We start from the raw sequence: 16,672 nt of genomic DNA, 5'->3' as shown, positions 1-16,672 counted from the left end.
TGAGTTGACGGCCTGCTTTCCGGAATGCCGAGGCCGCGGCAAATGTCGCGGCCTGGCTGTAGACAGAGGCGGACAAGGGCCAACCGGGGTCCGTCGGGCCTTGGCGCCGATAAACCCTGCTCACAGAAGAGCTAGAGTACATAGCATAATACCACTTTGACGGGAAAGTTTGGCGCATCCCTTCGAAGAGGTCGGCTCAGCCTTTAGGTGGGGCAAAGGACGAGGCCCCCAGCTGAGCCTATTCGTCGTCGTTTGGCACCAGAACGTCGAAGACTTCAAGGAGAGCCTCTGCAATGGCGGCTCCGAGTGCGTTTCCGGTCGCAGCGATTGCCGGTTCATCCATATCGCGTGCTGCAATCGCCAAGTTTCCACCTTGCTCGGCGACGATTGCCCGTGCCCGCTCGATTGCCCATTGCGCGAAGTCATTCCGGCTTTCGATCGTAACTGTTTCGGTTTCCATGAGCTTTCTTTCAGAGATCGTTCAGATTTATTTGGGAAAGTGCCGCTGCGCGTTGAGTTGTGCGTACGCGCTTGTTAGGCGAAGTATCGGTGAGACGCCCGCCTTGCAAGGCCAATGAGCCAATCCGCGGCGCTCCCGCTTCGCATTACTCGCACTAAGACCGATTTGTAAATTGCAATGGTGATACGTGTGGCAATGGGAGCCAGGCGCCTACAAGTTCGGTGACGTCTGACCCCTTGGCCTGTTGCGACGAGGCTTGGTGCAGGACAGGGACAGGTAAGCATCAGGATCGCCATCAGAGCCAAGACAGTTGGTCTCTTGGCAGCCGCCCGCTGGGGTCGAAAACCTCTACCCGATGGGGCAAGTTCGGACCCCAGTCCCAGAGCACCAGATTGCGGTCTGATGGGTCCGTGCCGGGCGCAAAACTCGGGACAACAACGCCGGCGATACCCTTGGCCGTAAGCCGGTCGTAGATTGACCAAGAGGACGGCCGGTTGCCATTCGCAAGCGCGGTCGCCCAGGCGCAGCTCATATCCTCCAGCGTCACCGAGAATTCCCTCCGGCCCTCATCGGCGGAGAGATCGGCTATATCCTCGCAGTCGATTTCATAAGAACACAATACACAGGGGTCGATACGGTGAGCGAAACCCTGGTTGGCCTCTTTTATGGCCGTTAAGATGCTCAATCCGAGATAGAGCGCCGGTACGCCCCGGGGATTGAAGCGAGCGCCACGGATCGCCGCACCGTCACCGGACGTCGGTTTGAAAGACCAGCGGGGATCATGGGCTCGGTAGCAGGTTGAGGTAAACCTCACGCAAAGCCACCAACCGCCATGTGATCGAGATAGTCCCTGACCGCCCCGGCCTTGCCGTCCTTGACGAGCGCTTCTGCTGTTCTTCCACCAAACGCCGGAAGCGGCTGAGCACGGTACCATGCCATGGCTTGTTCTTTGCCACCTGCCCAGTCACTTACCCGGCTGATGATTTCGAGCATTTCTCGTAGGCGCGCCTGTGCTTTTGCTGCTCTGCTTCGCTCTGCTCTGTAGAGCGTCTCGCGGGATAATCCGGCTGTTTCGGCAAGCTGGCCCCTGGACATCCCAAACCCGTCTGCAACCTGCGCAATGCCAATCTTTCCGGACCTGTCCATGTAGGACAGAATTAAGGGTTCATTTTGAGGGGATCGCTTCAGAGCCTGTCCCATCGTCTTCCTTGCCATACTGGATGCCACATTCTCTGTACAAAATATATGACATACCTCAGCCTCCTTCAAGGAGGCAAAGTACACAATGTCGCGGCTACGGGCACGAATTGGATTCGTATTTTCAGCACCTTGGCCGATGAAAATTTATGGAGCCGCCAATTGTGGGGGAGTTGGCGACGTCGGGCATGATACACGTCCGATGCTACAGCGCTGCCTGGAACATGCGCAATAAGAACGGCTCGATGCTATGTCTATATGCGAAGAGGATCCTGACCGAGATGGTCGTCCACCATGCTACCCGAGGCCCGCAGATTTTGCGGAACCTCGGAGCGCCGTTACAGCGACATGAACGCAGGCCGCGCTCAACAAATCAGGAAGCCTCCGTCGATCGCGTACACGTCGATGGTGACAAATGCACCTGCCTTCAAAAGAGAAGTTGGAGAATTCCAATGAGTGTAGGCATTTCGGCGCTGCGGGAGATGCCGGCCGCCGGAAAGCGGTGAGCCGACCTCAAAATGCTCAGTGGGCGAGCGCGCCGCCGAGAATGGCACCAAGGGCGAAAGCCGCCGCTGGATACCAGAAACCATCTGGTCCACGGCGATAGCCAGGCCGGTGGTCGTGGTAGCCACGATATCCGTGGTAGTAACCATGCCTGTCAGGGCTGCGATGCGGTCCCCAACCATTCGGATAATTCTTGGAATGATGGGGTGGGGGTGGTGGCGGACGATGATGTGGCTGCTTTGCCTGCGCCATAGGCGCGGCAATCACAGTGGCGGCCATTGCCATGATCAGTAGTTTCTTCATTTACGACTCCTCGTTTAACGACCGAAGACTAAGTGGCCACAGATGAACCGTAAGTGAACTAATAATATGCTCACTATTTCGTGTGGCGACGTGATCGGTTTCGTGTCGTTCTGATGTTGCATGCAGATTGCGTGCGGCGTTGGGGGCCTCACGCTTGCTCCATCAGTGGACGCCTTCTGGGTTGAGGCCTCGAAAGGCGCTGCGGGCGACGGTTAGCCCCGGTGCGGAAAAGCGTGACCGAGTGCCAGTCATCAGGTCCAGCCAGCGACCGTCATTTAGCCGACCGCTGCAATCAGGCGGGGCCTATATAAACAAAGCCAGACATGACATTGCCGACCCCGACCCGGCTGCTGCTAGCGTGGCTGCAACCGCCAGGTCCGGATTTCAAAAGGCATGATATCTGCAGGTCCAACACGTTCAATCGGCTCTTCGAGGATGTTCAACGCTCCTGATGCCTGCCATCCCGATGGCAATGTCAGTGACAGGGGGCCGCGGCGGCCTGCGGGTTCGTAAATCCGCAGGATCAGACCCTTTCCCTCCTCGGTCGGCTTCAGTCCCGAGAGGGCGACCGGTATGCCCTCCACGCCGAGAGGCGATAGTGTGCCCACCGAGAGACCGCTTGCCTCGATGGTAACGAGTGGCTGATTGAGATCGATCGCCTCTTGCAAAACGCCTCCCTCATGCCATGCGCCCTCATGCGGCATCAGTGCATAGGTGAAGCTTTGTTCGCCTTCGTCGGCAAGTGGATCGGGATAGATCGGTGAGCGCACCAGGCTCATGCCGAGGACATTGCCGCGCGCGCTGTGTCCGTATTTGGCGTTGTTGAGCAAAGCGACGCCAAAGCCCGGTTCGCTCAGATCGACAAAACGATGCGCGGCAGCCTCGAACATCGCCTGTTCCCAAGACGTGTTCGTATGCGTTTGCCTCTCGACGACCCCGTAAGCGCACTCGAAGGTGGCGGTGCGTGAGGCCACAGCGACCGGGTTCAGCGTTCTCAAAAGCGTACGCCGGTCATGCCAGTCGATCGTCATCTCGACGTCGAGCCGGCGTGCATTGGCCGTCAGCACATAGAGCTGAGTGACCGTTGAGTTTCGGTACCGGTAGGCGACACGGATCGCGGCACGGTGCGGTCCCTGTTCGACAAGCGTAATGCTCTCAGGCTTATCGAGGCGGACAGCCTTTTCGGCATAGTCGGCGTCAACGTCCCAGGCATCCCAATTGCGAGGCTTGTCGGCCGGATAGACCCATAGCTGATTTGCCGTGCCATCGATCGCTTCCCTTCCCGATGGCTTGTGGACGAGGCTTGAAACGGCTCCATCCTTGCCGATGACGACCGACAGATACTCGTTTTCGAGGCTGTGTGCGGTGGATTTCAACATGCCGGCGGGCCTGAGTGTCTTGCGATCAAAAACTGCGACGGAAAGAGGCGCGACGGGATCGGCGCATGACAAGACCGTTCCGTCGGAGAGCTTTGCAGCAAGTGGCCGCGGCGCAAGTGATGGGTTAACCGCAATCAACGCGTCCGACACTCCACCTGCCGGAAGATTGGCCGACAGCGACTTGAGAGCCTTGGCTTGCTCCAGCCTGGCATTGTGTATAACCCCGTCGAGCTCTTGTTCGGCATCGATATAGACCTCGCGTATGCTCGAGCCTGGCAGGATGTCATGAAACTCGTTCTTCAGGACGACGCGCCAATCCGGCTCGAGGCTTTGAGGTCGGTCGGCGCCCAAAAGATGAGCGAGTGAGGCGAGTGTCTCTGCTGTTATCAGCGCCCGTTCTGCTTGGCGGTGCTTGCGCTTGACGCCGCTTTGCGATGTCAGCGTGGCGCGGTGGAGCTCGAGGTAGATTTCCCCATCCCAGACCGGAAGGTCCTTACTTGCCGCAACCCGGTGCGTCATTTCGTAATAGCCCTTCACCGTGCCCCAGCGTGCCGTGGGGATTGCAGGGAAGTCACGCAGTTGCACTTCGCGTTCGACCATCTCCGGGGTAACACCGCCACCGCCATCGCCGTAGCCGACCGCCAGCAGAGACGTGTCGTGCTGCGTCTTGCCGCGGAAATTCTTCCACGTCGGCACGAAGCAGTCCGGCTGCACGAAACCATTATAGCCCTGCATGGGGTTGTCGAAGGTATGGGTCAGTACCTTGCTTCCATCCAGCCCCTTCCACCAGAAGAGATCAGACGGAATATGATTGGTCTCGCTCCAGTTCACCTTGATCGTGAAGAAGCTGTCGATACCTCCAAGCCGCAAGATCTGTGGCAATGCCCCCGAAAAGCCGAAGCAATCTGGCAGCCAGCAGACAGTGTGGCGCAAGCCGAATTGCTTCTCGAAATAGCGCTGCCCATAAAGCACCTGCCGTGCAAGGCTTTCGCCGGTTGGCATGTTGGTGTCGGGTTCGACCCACATGCCGCCAACAGTTTCCCACTTGCCCTCGGCGACCTTCTTCTTGATGCGCTCGAGAAGCTCGGGATCATCTTCCTCCATCTGCGCGTAATAGTGAGCAGTCGATTGATTGAACCGGAAGTCGTCCGACCGCTCCATCAGCGAAAGCGCGGTATTGAAAGTGCGTCGCATCTTCCGACGCGTCTCGCCGTAGGGCCAAAGCCAGGCGAGGTCTATATGAGCATGGCCGGTCAGCAGCAATTCGCCGTTCGGCGGAAAACGTGTCTGAAGCTCCTTCAGTCGGACAATCAGCGCATCGAAAGCCGTGGCTGCCAAAGCGCTCTGCGCCTCACTCAAACCGGCCGGATTTGCCCGAAGCTCCGGCAGTTCCCAGATCTTCTGCTGCATGACCGCATCGGATGTGCGCGAAATATAGGATGATGTGTCCGAAGGCCAGTCGAGGCTGCCAAGCGCCCGTTCGGCCGCATCAATCATGTGCGGCACCACCTCGTGGGTTTCGAGTGCGTCTGCGGCCTCGCCGATTTGCCGCAATAGAAGGTGAAGCTTGTGGACCGGCTCATCCAGCCAGATCAGCCGCGCCTTATTGAGCCGCGGTGCCCGGTTCGGCTCTCCAAAGGGAAAGCGCGCGACGCTCTCCGTGGTAATCGAAAACTCCCTGCCTTTGATCGGGAACTCCTGATGATAGGGATCGAGCCCGAACGTCTCGGTCTGGCCGCCAGAATAATGCAACGTGATCAAGCTCTCACCACCGAGATCGAGCTGCAGGCGGATCTCGTCGATTGGCCAGTCGCGCGGCGCGCTCACCGATGTCGCGAAATGAACCGTCCCCCTGCGGTGTGGCCAATCCTGATGATGAGCAATCGGCTCGCCCTCAAAGGTCCAGCCGTCGATCAGGACGCTTTGCCTGTCGCGCCAGTGGGCTAGCTCGGCTGTACGGACCTTCAGACGATCAAGGCGTTGGGCAATCGTGAGAGACATGGCGGGTCCTATCGGAAAAGAAGCAATGGTGGGCGGGGAGAACATGTGGTCGCGCGATTGGGCCGCTGGCATCCGCGTCCCGTCTCCTCCAACCGGGGCGCGTTGCAGCGCTTAGATTAAGTAACTTTGTTTTCCCGTCAAGCGCACAAGAAATAAGTTGCGAGAGTTTTCCTTGTGATACACAAGCATTCAGGTGCTTGGGGAAGACAGTTATGCGGTATCTTCGTTCTGGGCCGCGACGACGCCAACCAGATGAATCGGCCGTTTCGCGGGGAAAAACAATTGGTTTGCGGTCGGGAGAAATCGCAGACAGAAATATCCGCGTCATCCTTGAGGCAATCCGCCGGCACGGTCCATTGACCCGCATGGAGCTCGGCCAGCACTCCGGGCTCACAGGCCCGGGCATCACCAATATTCTGCGCCGCCTCGGCGACGAGGGTCTGGTGACATCGCACCGGCGAAGCGGCGCAGGCAGCGGTGCAACCGCCACCGAATTTGCGTTACGCCCGGATGGCGCGTTTTCAATCGGCGTCAGGGTCCGCCAAAGCAGAGGCGAAGCCGTCCTTATCGATCTCAGCGGCCAGGTCCGTGACCGCCAATATTTTCCGCTCGTGCCGACAGCAAGAGTTCCGTCGATCCTGTCAGCCACGCAGACCATGATGGGTCGGCATGCCGGCCTGCCGATCATCGGCATGGGGATAGGGTCAAATGATTGGACTTCGCAAGAAAGCGATGAGCTCGACGCGGCATCGATCGTTGTTCGCAGCCATGTGGAAAATGAGTGCACGGCAAGCCTCCTTGCCGAGCGCACCATTGGCGCGCCTGCCCCCGAAGGTGGACTGGCGATGATCATCATCGACGAAGATGTGCAGGCCGGGTTCCTCGTTCGCGGCGTTCCTTATTCAGGCATGCATGGACGCGCAGGCAGCATCGGCGAGATGCTGACCGGCCCCGACAATGTCCAGCTGAACACTGTGGTCGGCTTTGGCGCCCTGCGCGCACTCGTCAGTGATGACGAGTTCAAATGCCTTATCGCGGGCGAGGAGGCGTCTTCCCCTCAGTTGACCCAGTGGATCCGCGACGCCGCAAGCCACCTGCTCGACCCGATCATTGCGATTGCAGGCTTTATCGCGCCGAGCACCATCATGATCGGCGGCGACCTTCCGCGAGGCGCCATCGAGGCGCTGATTCACCAGCTCTCCGTCGAACGCCGTGACACATCCAAACGGCCCTTCCTGACGCCATGGATTTCGCCGATGAAACCCGCAAGCTTCAGTGGCGGCGGCGTTGCCTTGGGGGCGGCACTGCTACCCTTTCTCAACACCTTGCTGCCGCCCGTTTCCGCCTGACACCGGCGTGCCGGCTCAGACCAATGCCTCGTCTGCGTGGCTGATATCCGAGGCAAGCGCCTTATCGAGCACCTTTTGGATATTTGCCGCGCGACGGAAGGAAGGTTCCTGTGTCTTGCCTGCCCGGACGGCCTGCACGAACCGCTGGTAGTTGGTCTCCACCGGCTCGAAGGGAACGTCACGCCATGTCGCGGTGTGAACGTCTTCTTTGAGGCAAGCGCGCAGCGTTGACTTTCCGGTGTCATAGATCATCTCGATCGACCCCGTCTCGCCATAGACCCTGAGACGCAGTTGATCCATCTGGCCGGCGGCAGTTCGTGTCGCCTGGATGGTGCCGATCGCCCCGCTCGTGAAGTCGACATTCATCGTGAAGCTGTCATTCGCATCGAGATCATATTCGCCGATCTTGTCGCCCGGCGCCTTGTTGAAGGTTTTCAGCCGCGCGAAGACATGGGCGACATCCAGTCCCGAGCCGTAGGAGGCAAAATCTACGATATGGATGCCGATATCGCCGAGCGCGCCGTTCGACCCATGCTTCTTGCTGAGACGCCAAAGCCACTTGCTCTCGGTTTTCCAGTCGCCCCAATGACGCCCGACAAGCCAGCTCTGCAGGTGGGATGCCTCGACATGCCGGACCTCGCCGATCTCACCGGCCAGCACCATCTGGCGGCCCTTCTGCAGGGCGGGCGAATTGCGATAGGTGAAGTTGACCATGCCGACCTTGCCCGCTTTCTCTATGGCATCGGTCATTTCCATCGCCTTGATGGCATCGGTCGCCAGCGGTTTTTCGCAAAAGACATGTTTGCCCGCTGCAATCGCCTGAAGCGTAGTCGGGTAGTGGATACGGTCGGGCGTGACGTTGGCAACGGCATCAAACTCGCCCCAGGCAAGGGCTTCCTCCAGCGAGCTGAAGTGGTGGGGGATGCTGTGCTCCGAACAAAAGACCGCCAGCCGTTCTGGCACGACGTCCACCCCGCCCACGACACTAACGCCGTCGATCGCCTTGAAATTTACGGCATGCTGGTTTGCCATCCCACCGGTGCCGAGAATGAGTAAGCGCATCTTTTCCTCCATAGAAGTCACATTTGGCCATAGCCGAGGCAAAGCCTCACCACGCCATTGCGGGTGCCCGAAATGGCTCAATTCTTGTGTGATCGGGAAGTGCGGTTGCGAGCCGCTAACTTGTGTTGAATGTCGCCGGCATCTCAATCCTCCCAAGCTGCGGCTTGACATCAAATCAAAGTAACTTAATCTAATTAATGCAGCATGGAAATGAGGAGAGGTCAACCGACCACCAGGCTGTATCCGTTTAAATGGGGAGGAGACCCATCATGAAGAGAGCGTTCATCAGCGCACTAGCGCTGAGCACAATGTTATTTTCAGTGCCTGCCGCATTTGCCCAGGAGCTCGCGACAAAGGATCGGATCGGCGCTGCCGACGCACCGAAAACCCTCGTCGTACGGCTCACGAACGATAGTCCCAACAACGCCGATCCGGCTATTGCCGAGGGGTATCAGAAACTCTTCGTCGATTTCATCAAGAAGCATCCCGAGTGGAAACTGCAGATGCAGTTCATGTCGGCTGACATAGGCACCGAACAGGCCAAGATGCTCGAGCAGGCCAAGGCCGGAAATGCTCCGGATTGCGCTGCGGTCGACTCCTTTGTGCTCTCCCAGTTCATGGTCAACCACGTCCTCGCCGACTTCACGCCCTATTTCTCGAAGGACGAGATCAACGACCTTTTCCCCTTCATCCGCAACGGCATTACCGACAAGGACCAGACGATCCGTGCATGGTGGTGGGATACAGACCTTCGCGTGCTCTACCGCAACAAATCGGTCGTGGCCGATGCGCCCCAGACCTGGGATGATCTGAAGAAGGCCGGGCTTTCTTCCGTCGAGAAGGGCATGGAAGGCATCCTCTTCAACGCGGGCCGCTACGAGGGGTCCACATTCGATTGGCTGGCGAACTACTGGGCGCTCGGCGGGAAGCTCGTCGACGATTCCGGTAAGCCGATCTTCGGTGAGGGTGAAAACAAGGAGAAATTCCTGAAGGCCCTTACCTATTACAAGGACCTCGTTGATTCCGGTGCAGCGCCGAAGCGGGTGACAACCATCGGCAACTATGACGACCTCAACGCCGCGGCGGCGGCTGGAACCACTGCTCTCTTCATCGGTGGCAACTGGCAATATGCCCAGTTGAAGGTCACGCTCGACGAAGACGAGTTCAAGAACTGGACCTTCTCGCCGATCCCCGGTCCAACCGCCGATCAGCGCTCCACAGGAACGGGCGGATGGACGATCGCCTCGTTCAGCAAGGACAAGGACAAGGTGGAGATGTGCGCCAACCTTGCTCGCGAAGTCTACATGGGCCCAGCCAATGCGCTGCAGCAGCAGTTGCCGACGCGCAAGTCGCTCTTCGACAAGTATGATGTCTTCGCAACGGAAGCCAACAAGACCTTTGCCGGCGCTCTTGTCGATGGTCAGGCCCGTCCAGGCGCCCCGATCTATCCGGAAATCTCCAACCAGATCCAGATCATGATGGGCGATGTGCTGTCTGGTACCAAGAAGCCGGAAGAGGCTCTGGATGGCGCGTTCAACGCGACGATGGAGGCTTACAAGCGTCTCTAGCGAATGAGATCGCGGCGGCGCCCATGACGGGCGTCGCCGTTCGTGTCAAACCCGGACAGAGAAGCCCAATGAGCCCAATTGCCATCGAGGCTGCCAGCGCGCCTCACAGCAGACCGTTCATGCGCCGTTTTGCCGGGGCACCCTTGCCCTGGATCATGCCCGTGATCGTCGTCATCGGCATCTTCTATCTCTACCCGGTGATCGACGTTTTCCGCCTGTCGTTCACCAATGCAACGCTGATCGGCGACAATCCCGTCTATACGCTGAGCACGATATCAAACACGTTGAGTTCGCCGCAGCTACCAGACATCTTGTGGGCAACTGTAATTTTTGTCGGTGGCAGCGTCATCGGTCAGCAGATACTGGGTCTTGCCGTGGCCGTCGTCGTCGTTCGCGGCGAGAAGCGTGGCCTGTTCGGCACGACCATCCTGCGCACGACAGCGCTCGTTGCCTGGGTCGTTCCGGGGATTGCCGGCGGCATCATCTGGCAGATGCTGTTTTCCGAGGCTCCATACGGGGCGCTTAACAGCATCTTGCGGCTCATGCACCTGCCCGTCGTCGCCTGGCTTTCCGATCCGGCAATCGCCCCGTGGTCGGCGCTGATTGCCAACATCTGGCGCGGCACTGCCTTCTCGATGGTGGTCATGTACGCTGCGCTCAAATCGATCGACCCCTCGCTGTACGAAGCGGCTGATGTCGACGGCGCAACGGGCTCGCAGCAGTTCTTCTTCATCACCATCCCCCAGCTGCGCGCAGCCATGCTCGTCAATATGATCCTCATTACGATCATGACGCTCAATACCTTCGATGCGATCATCACGCTGACGGGCGGTGGCCCCGGGCGCGCGACCGAGGTTATCTCGCTCTACGTGTTCAATATCGTTTTCCGCAATTACGATCTTTCCGGCGGAAGTGTGCTCTCAGTTCTGATGCTGATCATCAGCCTCGGACTTGCCTTCGTTTACGCATCGTTCCTGCCCAAGGAGGAACAGCAATGAGCAGGCGTACCGGCACGCGCTCCGGCGATTTCCTGAGCTACCTCTTCATGCTGGCGATGTTCATCTTCTTCGCCGGTCCCCTTAGCTATCTCCTGTCAATGGCCTTGCGTGACAAACGCGAAATCTATCGCGGCGTGGCACGCTATATCCCCCACAACCCCACCATCGACAACTTCGTGACAGTGCTCAACAACAGCTACTTCCCGCTTTATCTCTGGAACGGGCTGAAGCTTGCCGCGCTGAGCGGCCTCGGCGTCCTGATCGTCGCCTTGCCGGCCGCTTACGCCTTCTCGCGTTTCCAGTTCCGCGGCAAGGGGCTGTCGATGATGGGTCTTTTGCTCTTCCAGATGATCTCGCCGCTGGTCATCATGGTGCCGCTCTATCGCTACATGAACCGTCTCGGTCTGCTCGACACGCATTTTGCGGTGACGATGGTCTACATTGCTCTTGGCGTGCCACTCGCGACGTGGCTGTTGAAAAGTACAGTCGACGGGATCCCCCGCAGTCTTGACGAAGCGGCCATGATCGACGGATGCAACCGCTTTTCGGTTTTCTGGCGGATCGTCCTGCCGCTGTCAGCGCCTGGTATCGCCTCCGTCTTCATCATCACCGTGATTGCAGGCTGGTCGCAGTTTCTTGTGCCCTTTCTTCTGCTCACACAAAACAATCTGATGCCGATCGGCGTTGGAATCTTTAACTTCCGTGGCATGCAAACCGACTCGTCCATCCAGCTGCTTGCGGCCGCCTGCCTGATCTCCGTCGTGCCCGCGATCGTGGCGTTCCTGTCGCTCCAGCGGCTAATCCTCGGTGCCATGACCAGCGGCGCGGTAAAGGGGTAAGGACGGTTTGCGTTTCCGTGGCTGATCAAGGATCCCGTTTCATGAACCAGATAACCGGCACCAGATTGTCCCCCGACCTGACGGGGGCCAATGTTGAGGATGCTGGCGAGCACAACAGAGCCGTTGTGCTGCGCTGTATCCATCGGCAGGCACCGATCTCACGAGCCGAGATCGCCAGGCAGACCGGTTTTACCAAGCCGGCGATCGCCCGGATCGTTGACCGCCTGCTTGACGAGGGACTTATCATTGAGGCTCGCCGCCGGCATGGGTTGAGGGGCCAGCCGGCAATCGAGCTCGAGATCAATCCCGACGCCTTCTTCGCGATCGGCATCAACATCGACCGCGATCACCTGACGATCGTCGCTGTTGATGCCGTCGGCAACGTGCGCGCACGCGTCCATCACGAGAAACGTTACGTGCGCCCGGCCGAATTCATGCAGCTGACGGCCGATGCGATATCGCATTTCCAGCGAAGCCGGCTGATCGACGATGCGCATCTGGCCGGAATTGGCCTTGCGATGCCGGACTGGCTCGGCGAAATCTCGTTCCTCGGCATGCCTGACGACTACTCCGATTGGATGGAGTTCGACGTACGCGCGGCCCTTGAAAATCTGACACAGCATCCGGTCTTCATCGAAAATGAGACGAATGCCGCAGCCCTTGCCGAGCTTGACTACGGCCTCGGAGCGGAAAGCCGCAGTTTCTTTTATATCGCCATCAATGCCTGCCTGGGCGGAGGCCTCGTGCTCGATGGCAGCGGTCATCGTGGCGCCATGGCTCTGAGCGGCGAAATCGGTTGGCTGCCGATTGCCAATGACCGGGACAAGACCGCACAGAAGGTCGATCTGCTTGGCGAAAAGGTGACGCTCTTCTTCCTCTACAAATTCCTTTCGGAGCACGGCATCCGCGCGAGCGTACCCCAGGACCTCCTATCGCTTGACGGCCACGGCAGAGCGCTTGTTTCGAGGTGGCTTAAGGAAATGAGTGCGCATCTTGCCATTGCGGTCAAGCATATCGGCATGATCGTCGACCCTGACGCCATCATCATAGGGGGCCGACTCCCGATCCGCATGATCGACGAGTTGCTGTGCTATGTTCACGAACATCTGACTGCAGGAGACATCACTTTGCCTTCGCTGCATCGCGCCTCGCTCGGCGAGGACGCCTCAGCGCTTGGTGCGGCAGCGATGCCAATGGGGGCGGCCCTGATGCTGGCATCGGCCGACGCCGTTCAACGCACCCGTTCGCCCCTCAAATTCATGGATCGCCTGAACAACTGAAGCAGCCGGCAATGCCACTGGGAGGATTTTGATGAGGATTGGGTTCTATACGTCGACATTCAACGATCGGCCGCTTGAGGAAGTGGTGGAGTTCGCTGCCTCTGCCGGTTTCGACGCAATCGAAATTGATGTCGGCGGCCATATCAAGACGCCGGAGAGGGTGCGGGCCGCCGTCGCACTCGCTCGCGACCACAATCTCTTCGTCTCCTCTATCACCTACTTCGGCAATCAACTCGACAGCGATCGCGGCAAGCGTAGCGAACTTCGCGCCAGGACGGAGGATTTTGCTGAAGCGATCGGCGAAGCGGGCGTGCCGATCTTTGTGATCTTTTCCGGACGTGACGACAATGCTGACGACGAAGCCAACTATGATGGTTTTGCCGAGTTCGCCAATCGGCTGATCAGCAAGACGGCAGCAAGCGGTCTCATCTTCGCAATCGAGAACTGGCCGGGCCCCAAGGACAACTTCATTGGAACCACGCCGAAGGGCTGGGAAGAGCTCTTCAAGCGGATACCCGACCGGCGCTTTGGTCTCGAATTTGATCCTTCGCACCTTATCCGCATTGGCATTGACCCCTATGCCGCGATGGACGCAGTCAGGGATCGCATCGCCATCCTCCACGCCAAGGATACCGCAATCGATGCGGCCACGCAGCAGGCCGTCGGCTATCACGGCAAGGGCTGGTGGCAGTACAAGCTGCCAGGCAAGGGCCTCCTCGACTGGCCGCGGTTCCTGCGCCAGGCCCGCACCAACGGCTTTAACGGCACCCTTTCTATCGAGCACGAGGATGCCGCCTACGGATGGCCGGGCAAGGATCTCGAAGCACGAAAAGAGGGCGAACGCCTTGGCCTCGCCTATCTCAGAAACGTTTTGAACAAGCTTTGAGAGCGACCCCGGGAGGACGCAAATGGCCCATGTCAGAGTGAATAACGCGCGCAAGGATTATGGCGCCTTCAAAGCCATCAAGGGCGTTTCAGTCGATATCCGAGATGGTGAGTTCGTCGTGCTCGTCGGGCCCTCGGGCTGCGGCAAATCTACCCTGCTCAGAATGATCGCCGGTCTGGAAGACATCAGCTCGGGCGAGATCCAGATCGGAAAGCATATTGTCAATGAGCTGGCGCCAAAAGATCGCGACATTGCCATGGTGTTTCAGAATTACGCCCTCTATCCGCATATGACGGTCGCGAGAAACATGGGCTTCTCATTGCGGCTGAAGCGCATGCCGAAGACGGAAATCGATCAGCGTGTCGGCAACGCTGCCAAGATCCTGGGCCTTGAGGCCCTTCTCGAGCGCTATCCGAAGCAATTGTCCGGCGGCCAACGGCAGCGAGTTGCGATGGGCCGCGCGATCGTTCGGGATCCGGCCGTCTTCCTTTTCGACGAACCTCTATCGAACCTTGACGCCAAGCTCCGTGTCCAGATGCGATCCGAGATCAAAGAGCTGCATCAGCGGCTGCAGACCACGACCATTTATGTCACGCACGATCAGATCGAGGCGATGACGATGGCGGACAAGATCGTCGTGATGAAGGACGGGTTGATTGAACAGTCGGGTTCGCCGCTTGAGCTCTACGATCGCCCGAACAACCTCTTCGTCGCCGGTTTCATCGGTTCTCCCGCAATGAACTTCATCAAGGGCAGCATGACGAACGAGGGCTTCCGGACAGAGGACGGGCTCATCCTGCCAAGCGAGCGACGCCCGTCCGGCGCCGTTACCTACGGCATTCGCCCGGAGCACATCAGGCTCGACCCCAATGGCATCGAAGTGAAAACCGTTGTCGTTGAACCGACGGGGTCGGAGACGTTGGTGATAGCCCGCCTTGGTACCCAGACGATCAGTTGCGTCTTTCGTGAAAGGATCAGGGCAGCCCCCGACGAGGTACTGCGGATTGCTCCGGTCCACGATGCAGTCCACCTGTTTGATGAGGGTGAACGGCGCATCACCGCAGGCGAACCGATGTTGACCACGTGCGCGTGAAAAAGGGTTGCCGCGGCGAACGTTGTGCGAGATTGCCTGATGGCAGTTTCGTCGCCATGTGTAGGTCAACCGGCTCGGTTCCGGCGCTTCGTGTGGGAGGCGTAGTACGTGTGTACCAAGACCCTAGTGGTTTTTCGCACCAGTTCACGGGACCGTTGGGATAGTTGCACGTCCGACCGACGTCTAGAATTGCCCCCGGCTTCCGGGGGGCGGTGTTGTGACCGAGACAATTGCTCGAGAATTGATCTTCACCTTGCGTGTTGCGCAAGAGATTGCGTCGCGGGAAAGCCCCGACTATGACCTCGTTCTGCTGTTCATCCAGAAAGCCATTGAGGTGGCCACGGAAGAGGCGTCGCGTCATGGCATCATGGTCGATTTCGATGACGTCTCGGAACGCGAGCATTGAGCGCGCGGTCGCGGCCATTCGTCTTTAGCCCAGACCGAACGTCGTCGACCCAGGGGGCGGTGGTCAATGTCCTGGGTTGGCTCACGGTTAATTCCGGCGTTGTCGTCCCTCTCCAAATCTGCCTTTTCTTCGACAGTTTGAGGTCGGGGATCTTATTTTATTGCAAGCTAATGTGCGCTTCGATAGCCTCTCCACGTGGGGAGGACTCAAATGCAGAACATCGATTCGACGGCCGCCGAGCCAATCATGACAACGAGGGTATGGAGTATCGCGGATTTTTGCTTGCAGCACCGTTTGGACAGCAAGGAAGAAGCAAGGCTCACTGCCTTGTTTGGCCAATTCGCGACGACCAGTGAGCTGGTTCACAACGTGACGCGCAGATCGCGGTCAAGGTGAGAAATTCGGCCGACAACCTGCGCTCAGCTTAAATCTCATTCGGCCTAGCTGACTACGAAGCGACCCCAGGAGTGGTCCACGCCGTCCGCGCGGCATACGGACCGCCGTGTGCCGTCCAAAAAGCCTTCGAGGTCGCCACGGAAGAGGCGTCGCATCACGGTGTCATGGTCGATTTTCTGGCGTCTCGGTACGAGACGCTTTGAGAGCGCGCGGTCGAAGCAAATTCGCCATGAGCTCCAACCGCACACCCGTTGCTCCGGAGGGGCTGGGGTCCTGGCTCCAAAAGCAACGTGCTGGAAGTTAAGCGTTCATGGTTAATTTAGTATTTATGCAATTACTAATGTGCGGAAAAAGGCCCCGCTGTCGCGGTTGCAGGGCAGTCGCGCGTATGGCCAAGAAACTACCGCAATCGGGAAATTATTTGAAATCGGAGGTCGAGAGCCGTTTTCTTTCAGCCGACGTCTATTTACGGCAATGAACTGCAATCAATTTCCGCTCGATGCATTAGTTCATACGGGTCCACGCCGATCGCCTTGCTGACGAGCAAAAACTCTGCGGTATCCAATCGTCGTTCTTCAGTCTCGATCTTGGAAATCACGGTCTGCCGCTGGCCGATACGTCTTCCGAGTTCCACTTGAGTAATGTTGGCCCTTCTCCTCGCTTCAACAAGAAGTTCAATCAATCGTCGGTAAAGTATGCGGTCGAATGAGGACAATGCCAAATGCCAGTTGAAATTTCACCGGCACTTCCGATAAAACCGATTTTCGAATACCCCAAAATAGGGTATCGTCAGTTTCGTAATCGCGACGAGAAATGTTCGGGGGAAGCAGCTTTCATGGAATTACGCCAACTCTCCTATTTCAAAGCGGTGGCCGAGGAACTGCACTTCGGCCGGGCGGCAGCCAGGATGCGCATTGCCCAGCCGGCGCTCAGCAATCATGTGATGTCGCT

At 58.4% G+C, this 16,672-nt stretch carries 17 protein-coding genes; 10 read left to right on the top strand and 7 right to left on the bottom strand.

Annotated features, from left to right (window positions below):
• Nucleotides 1-238: 238 nt before the first annotated feature.
• From AS026_RS12390 to AS026_RS12370, 5 genes are all read right to left on the bottom strand, one after another.
• Nucleotides 239-460, bottom strand: a complete 222-nt coding sequence (locus tag AS026_RS12390; protein WP_018857951.1) for a hypothetical protein — start codon at nucleotides 458-460, stop codon at nucleotides 239-241.
• Between the two features lie 295 nt (nucleotides 461-755).
• Nucleotides 756-1,274 (bottom strand): RES family NAD+ phosphorylase, encoded by a 519-nt coding sequence (locus AS026_RS12385; RefSeq protein ID WP_062369760.1) that lies wholly within the window; start codon nucleotides 1,272-1,274, stop codon nucleotides 756-758.
• On the bottom strand, nucleotides 1,271-1,660 hold the full coding sequence (locus tag AS026_RS12380) for an antitoxin Xre/MbcA/ParS toxin-binding domain-containing protein (RefSeq protein ID WP_062369759.1): 390 nt from the start codon (nucleotides 1,658-1,660) through the stop codon (nucleotides 1,271-1,273). Before AS026_RS12380 ends, AS026_RS12385 begins: the two co-directional genes overlap by 4 nt.
• A 519-nt stretch (nucleotides 1,661-2,179) precedes the next feature.
• Entirely contained in the window at nucleotides 2,180-2,464 is a 285-nt protein-coding gene (locus AS026_RS41695) for a hypothetical protein (RefSeq protein WP_131815312.1), read from the bottom strand.
• A gap of 353 nt (nucleotides 2,465-2,817) precedes the next feature.
• The gene (locus AS026_RS12370) at nucleotides 2,818-5,844 is read right to left on the bottom strand and encodes an alpha-mannosidase (RefSeq protein ID WP_062369804.1); all 3,027 of its coding nucleotides are present in this window, start codon (nucleotides 5,842-5,844) and stop codon (nucleotides 2,818-2,820) included.
• A gap of 212 nt (nucleotides 5,845-6,056) precedes the next feature.
• Here AS026_RS12370 and AS026_RS12365 point away from each other — a divergent pair, with 212 nt between their 5' ends.
• Nucleotides 6,057-7,193 carry an ROK family transcriptional regulator gene (locus tag AS026_RS12365; protein WP_062369757.1) on the top strand — a complete coding sequence of 379 codons (1,137 nt, stop codon included), beginning with the start codon at nucleotides 6,057-6,059 and terminating at the stop codon, nucleotides 7,191-7,193.
• Nucleotides 7,194-7,208: 15 nt separating this feature from the next.
• Here AS026_RS12365 and AS026_RS12360 read toward each other — a convergent pair whose 3' ends face one another.
• The gene (locus tag AS026_RS12360; protein ID WP_062369756.1) at nucleotides 7,209-8,255 is read right to left on the bottom strand and encodes a Gfo/Idh/MocA family protein; all 1,047 of its coding nucleotides are present in this window, start codon (nucleotides 8,253-8,255) and stop codon (nucleotides 7,209-7,211) included.
• 269 nt (nucleotides 8,256-8,524) lie between these two features.
• Here AS026_RS12360 and AS026_RS12355 point away from each other — a divergent pair, with 269 nt between their 5' ends.
• From AS026_RS12355 to AS026_RS12320, 8 genes are all read left to right on the top strand, one after another.
• Nucleotides 8,525-9,823, top strand: coding sequence for an extracellular solute-binding protein (locus tag AS026_RS12355; protein ID WP_062369755.1), 1,299 nt, complete (start codon nucleotides 8,525-8,527; stop codon nucleotides 9,821-9,823).
• A 68-nt stretch (nucleotides 9,824-9,891) separates the two neighbouring features.
• Nucleotides 9,892-10,821: a carbohydrate ABC transporter permease gene (locus tag AS026_RS12350; RefSeq protein ID WP_062369754.1), complete on the top strand. Its 930-nt coding sequence runs from the start codon at nucleotides 9,892-9,894 to the stop codon at nucleotides 10,819-10,821.
• Nucleotides 10,818-11,660 carry a carbohydrate ABC transporter permease gene (locus AS026_RS12345; RefSeq protein ID WP_062369753.1) on the top strand — a complete coding sequence of 281 codons (843 nt, stop codon included), beginning with the start codon at nucleotides 10,818-10,820 and terminating at the stop codon, nucleotides 11,658-11,660. The genes AS026_RS12350 and AS026_RS12345 overlap by 4 nt, the downstream gene beginning before the upstream one ends.
• A 41-nt stretch (nucleotides 11,661-11,701) precedes the next feature.
• On the top strand, nucleotides 11,702-12,940 hold the full coding sequence (locus AS026_RS12340) for an ROK family transcriptional regulator (RefSeq protein WP_062369752.1): 1,239 nt from the start codon (nucleotides 11,702-11,704) through the stop codon (nucleotides 12,938-12,940).
• 31 nt (nucleotides 12,941-12,971) lie between these two features.
• Nucleotides 12,972-13,826, top strand: coding sequence for a sugar phosphate isomerase/epimerase family protein (locus AS026_RS12335; protein WP_062369751.1), 855 nt, complete (start codon nucleotides 12,972-12,974; stop codon nucleotides 13,824-13,826).
• A 22-nt stretch (nucleotides 13,827-13,848) separates the two neighbouring features.
• The gene (locus tag AS026_RS12330; RefSeq protein WP_062369750.1) at nucleotides 13,849-14,919 is read left to right on the top strand and encodes an ABC transporter ATP-binding protein; all 1,071 of its coding nucleotides are present in this window, start codon (nucleotides 13,849-13,851) and stop codon (nucleotides 14,917-14,919) included.
• 217 nt (nucleotides 14,920-15,136) lie between these two features.
• Nucleotides 15,137-15,325 (top strand): hypothetical protein, encoded by a 189-nt coding sequence (locus AS026_RS12325; RefSeq protein ID WP_025662326.1) that lies wholly within the window; start codon nucleotides 15,137-15,139, stop codon nucleotides 15,323-15,325.
• A 210-nt stretch (nucleotides 15,326-15,535) separates the two neighbouring features.
• Nucleotides 15,536-15,721 carry a hypothetical protein gene (locus AS026_RS12320; RefSeq protein WP_062369749.1) on the top strand — a complete coding sequence of 62 codons (186 nt, stop codon included), beginning with the start codon at nucleotides 15,536-15,538 and terminating at the stop codon, nucleotides 15,719-15,721.
• Nucleotides 15,722-16,187: 466 nt separating this feature from the next.
• Here the strand turns inward: AS026_RS12320 and AS026_RS12315 are convergent, their stop codons facing one another.
• Nucleotides 16,188-16,403, bottom strand: a complete 216-nt coding sequence (locus AS026_RS12315; protein WP_026371877.1) for a helix-turn-helix domain-containing protein — start codon at nucleotides 16,401-16,403, stop codon at nucleotides 16,188-16,190.
• Between the two features lie 39 nt (nucleotides 16,404-16,442).
• Between AS026_RS12315 and AS026_RS43315 the strand changes: the two genes are divergently transcribed.
• Nucleotides 16,443-16,672: LysR family transcriptional regulator (locus AS026_RS43315; RefSeq protein WP_245307457.1), on the top strand; the 230-nt coding region annotated here is incomplete at its 3' end.

This window comes from Rhizobium altiplani (genome assembly GCF_001542405.1).
GTDB classification, from domain to species: Bacteria; Pseudomonadota; Alphaproteobacteria; order Rhizobiales; family Rhizobiaceae; genus Rhizobium; species Rhizobium altiplani.
Note: the sequence above shows the minus strand (reverse complement) of the source record. Positions and strands in the feature narration are given on the sequence as shown.

What these genes read in the sequence shown, in the direction of transcription:
- AS026_RS12350 (WP_062369754.1), top strand. Translation starts at nt 9,892, where the DNA reads ATGAGCCCAATTGCCATCGAGGCTGCCAGCGCGCCTCACAGCAGACCG.
- AS026_RS12360 (WP_062369756.1), bottom strand. Translation starts at nt 8,255, where the DNA reads ATGCGCTTACTCATTCTCGGCACCGGTGGGATGGCAAACCAGCATGCC.
- AS026_RS12365 (WP_062369757.1), top strand. Translation starts at nt 6,057, where the DNA reads ATGCGGTATCTTCGTTCTGGGCCGCGACGACGCCAACCAGATGAATCG.
- AS026_RS12340 (WP_062369752.1), top strand. Translation starts at nt 11,702, where the DNA reads ATGAACCAGATAACCGGCACCAGATTGTCCCCCGACCTGACGGGGGCC.
- AS026_RS12330 (WP_062369750.1), top strand. Translation starts at nt 13,849, where the DNA reads ATGGCCCATGTCAGAGTGAATAACGCGCGCAAGGATTATGGCGCCTTC.
- AS026_RS12370 (WP_062369804.1), bottom strand. Translation starts at nt 5,844, where the DNA reads ATGTCTCTCACGATTGCCCAACGCCTTGATCGTCTGAAGGTCCGTACA.
- AS026_RS12380 (WP_062369759.1), bottom strand. Translation starts at nt 1,660, where the DNA reads ATGGGACAGGCTCTGAAGCGATCCCCTCAAAATGAACCCTTAATTCTG.
- AS026_RS12335 (WP_062369751.1), top strand. Translation starts at nt 12,972, where the DNA reads ATGAGGATTGGGTTCTATACGTCGACATTCAACGATCGGCCGCTTGAG.
- AS026_RS12390 (WP_018857951.1), bottom strand. Translation starts at nt 460, where the DNA reads ATGGAAACCGAAACAGTTACGATCGAAAGCCGGAATGACTTCGCGCAA.
- AS026_RS41695 (WP_131815312.1), bottom strand. Translation starts at nt 2,464, where the DNA reads ATGAAGAAACTACTGATCATGGCAATGGCCGCCACTGTGATTGCCGCG.
- AS026_RS12320 (WP_062369749.1), top strand. Translation starts at nt 15,536, where the DNA reads ATGCAGAACATCGATTCGACGGCCGCCGAGCCAATCATGACAACGAGG.
- AS026_RS12355 (WP_062369755.1), top strand. Translation starts at nt 8,525, where the DNA reads ATGAAGAGAGCGTTCATCAGCGCACTAGCGCTGAGCACAATGTTATTT.
- AS026_RS12345 (WP_062369753.1), top strand. Translation starts at nt 10,818, where the DNA reads ATGAGCAGGCGTACCGGCACGCGCTCCGGCGATTTCCTGAGCTACCTC.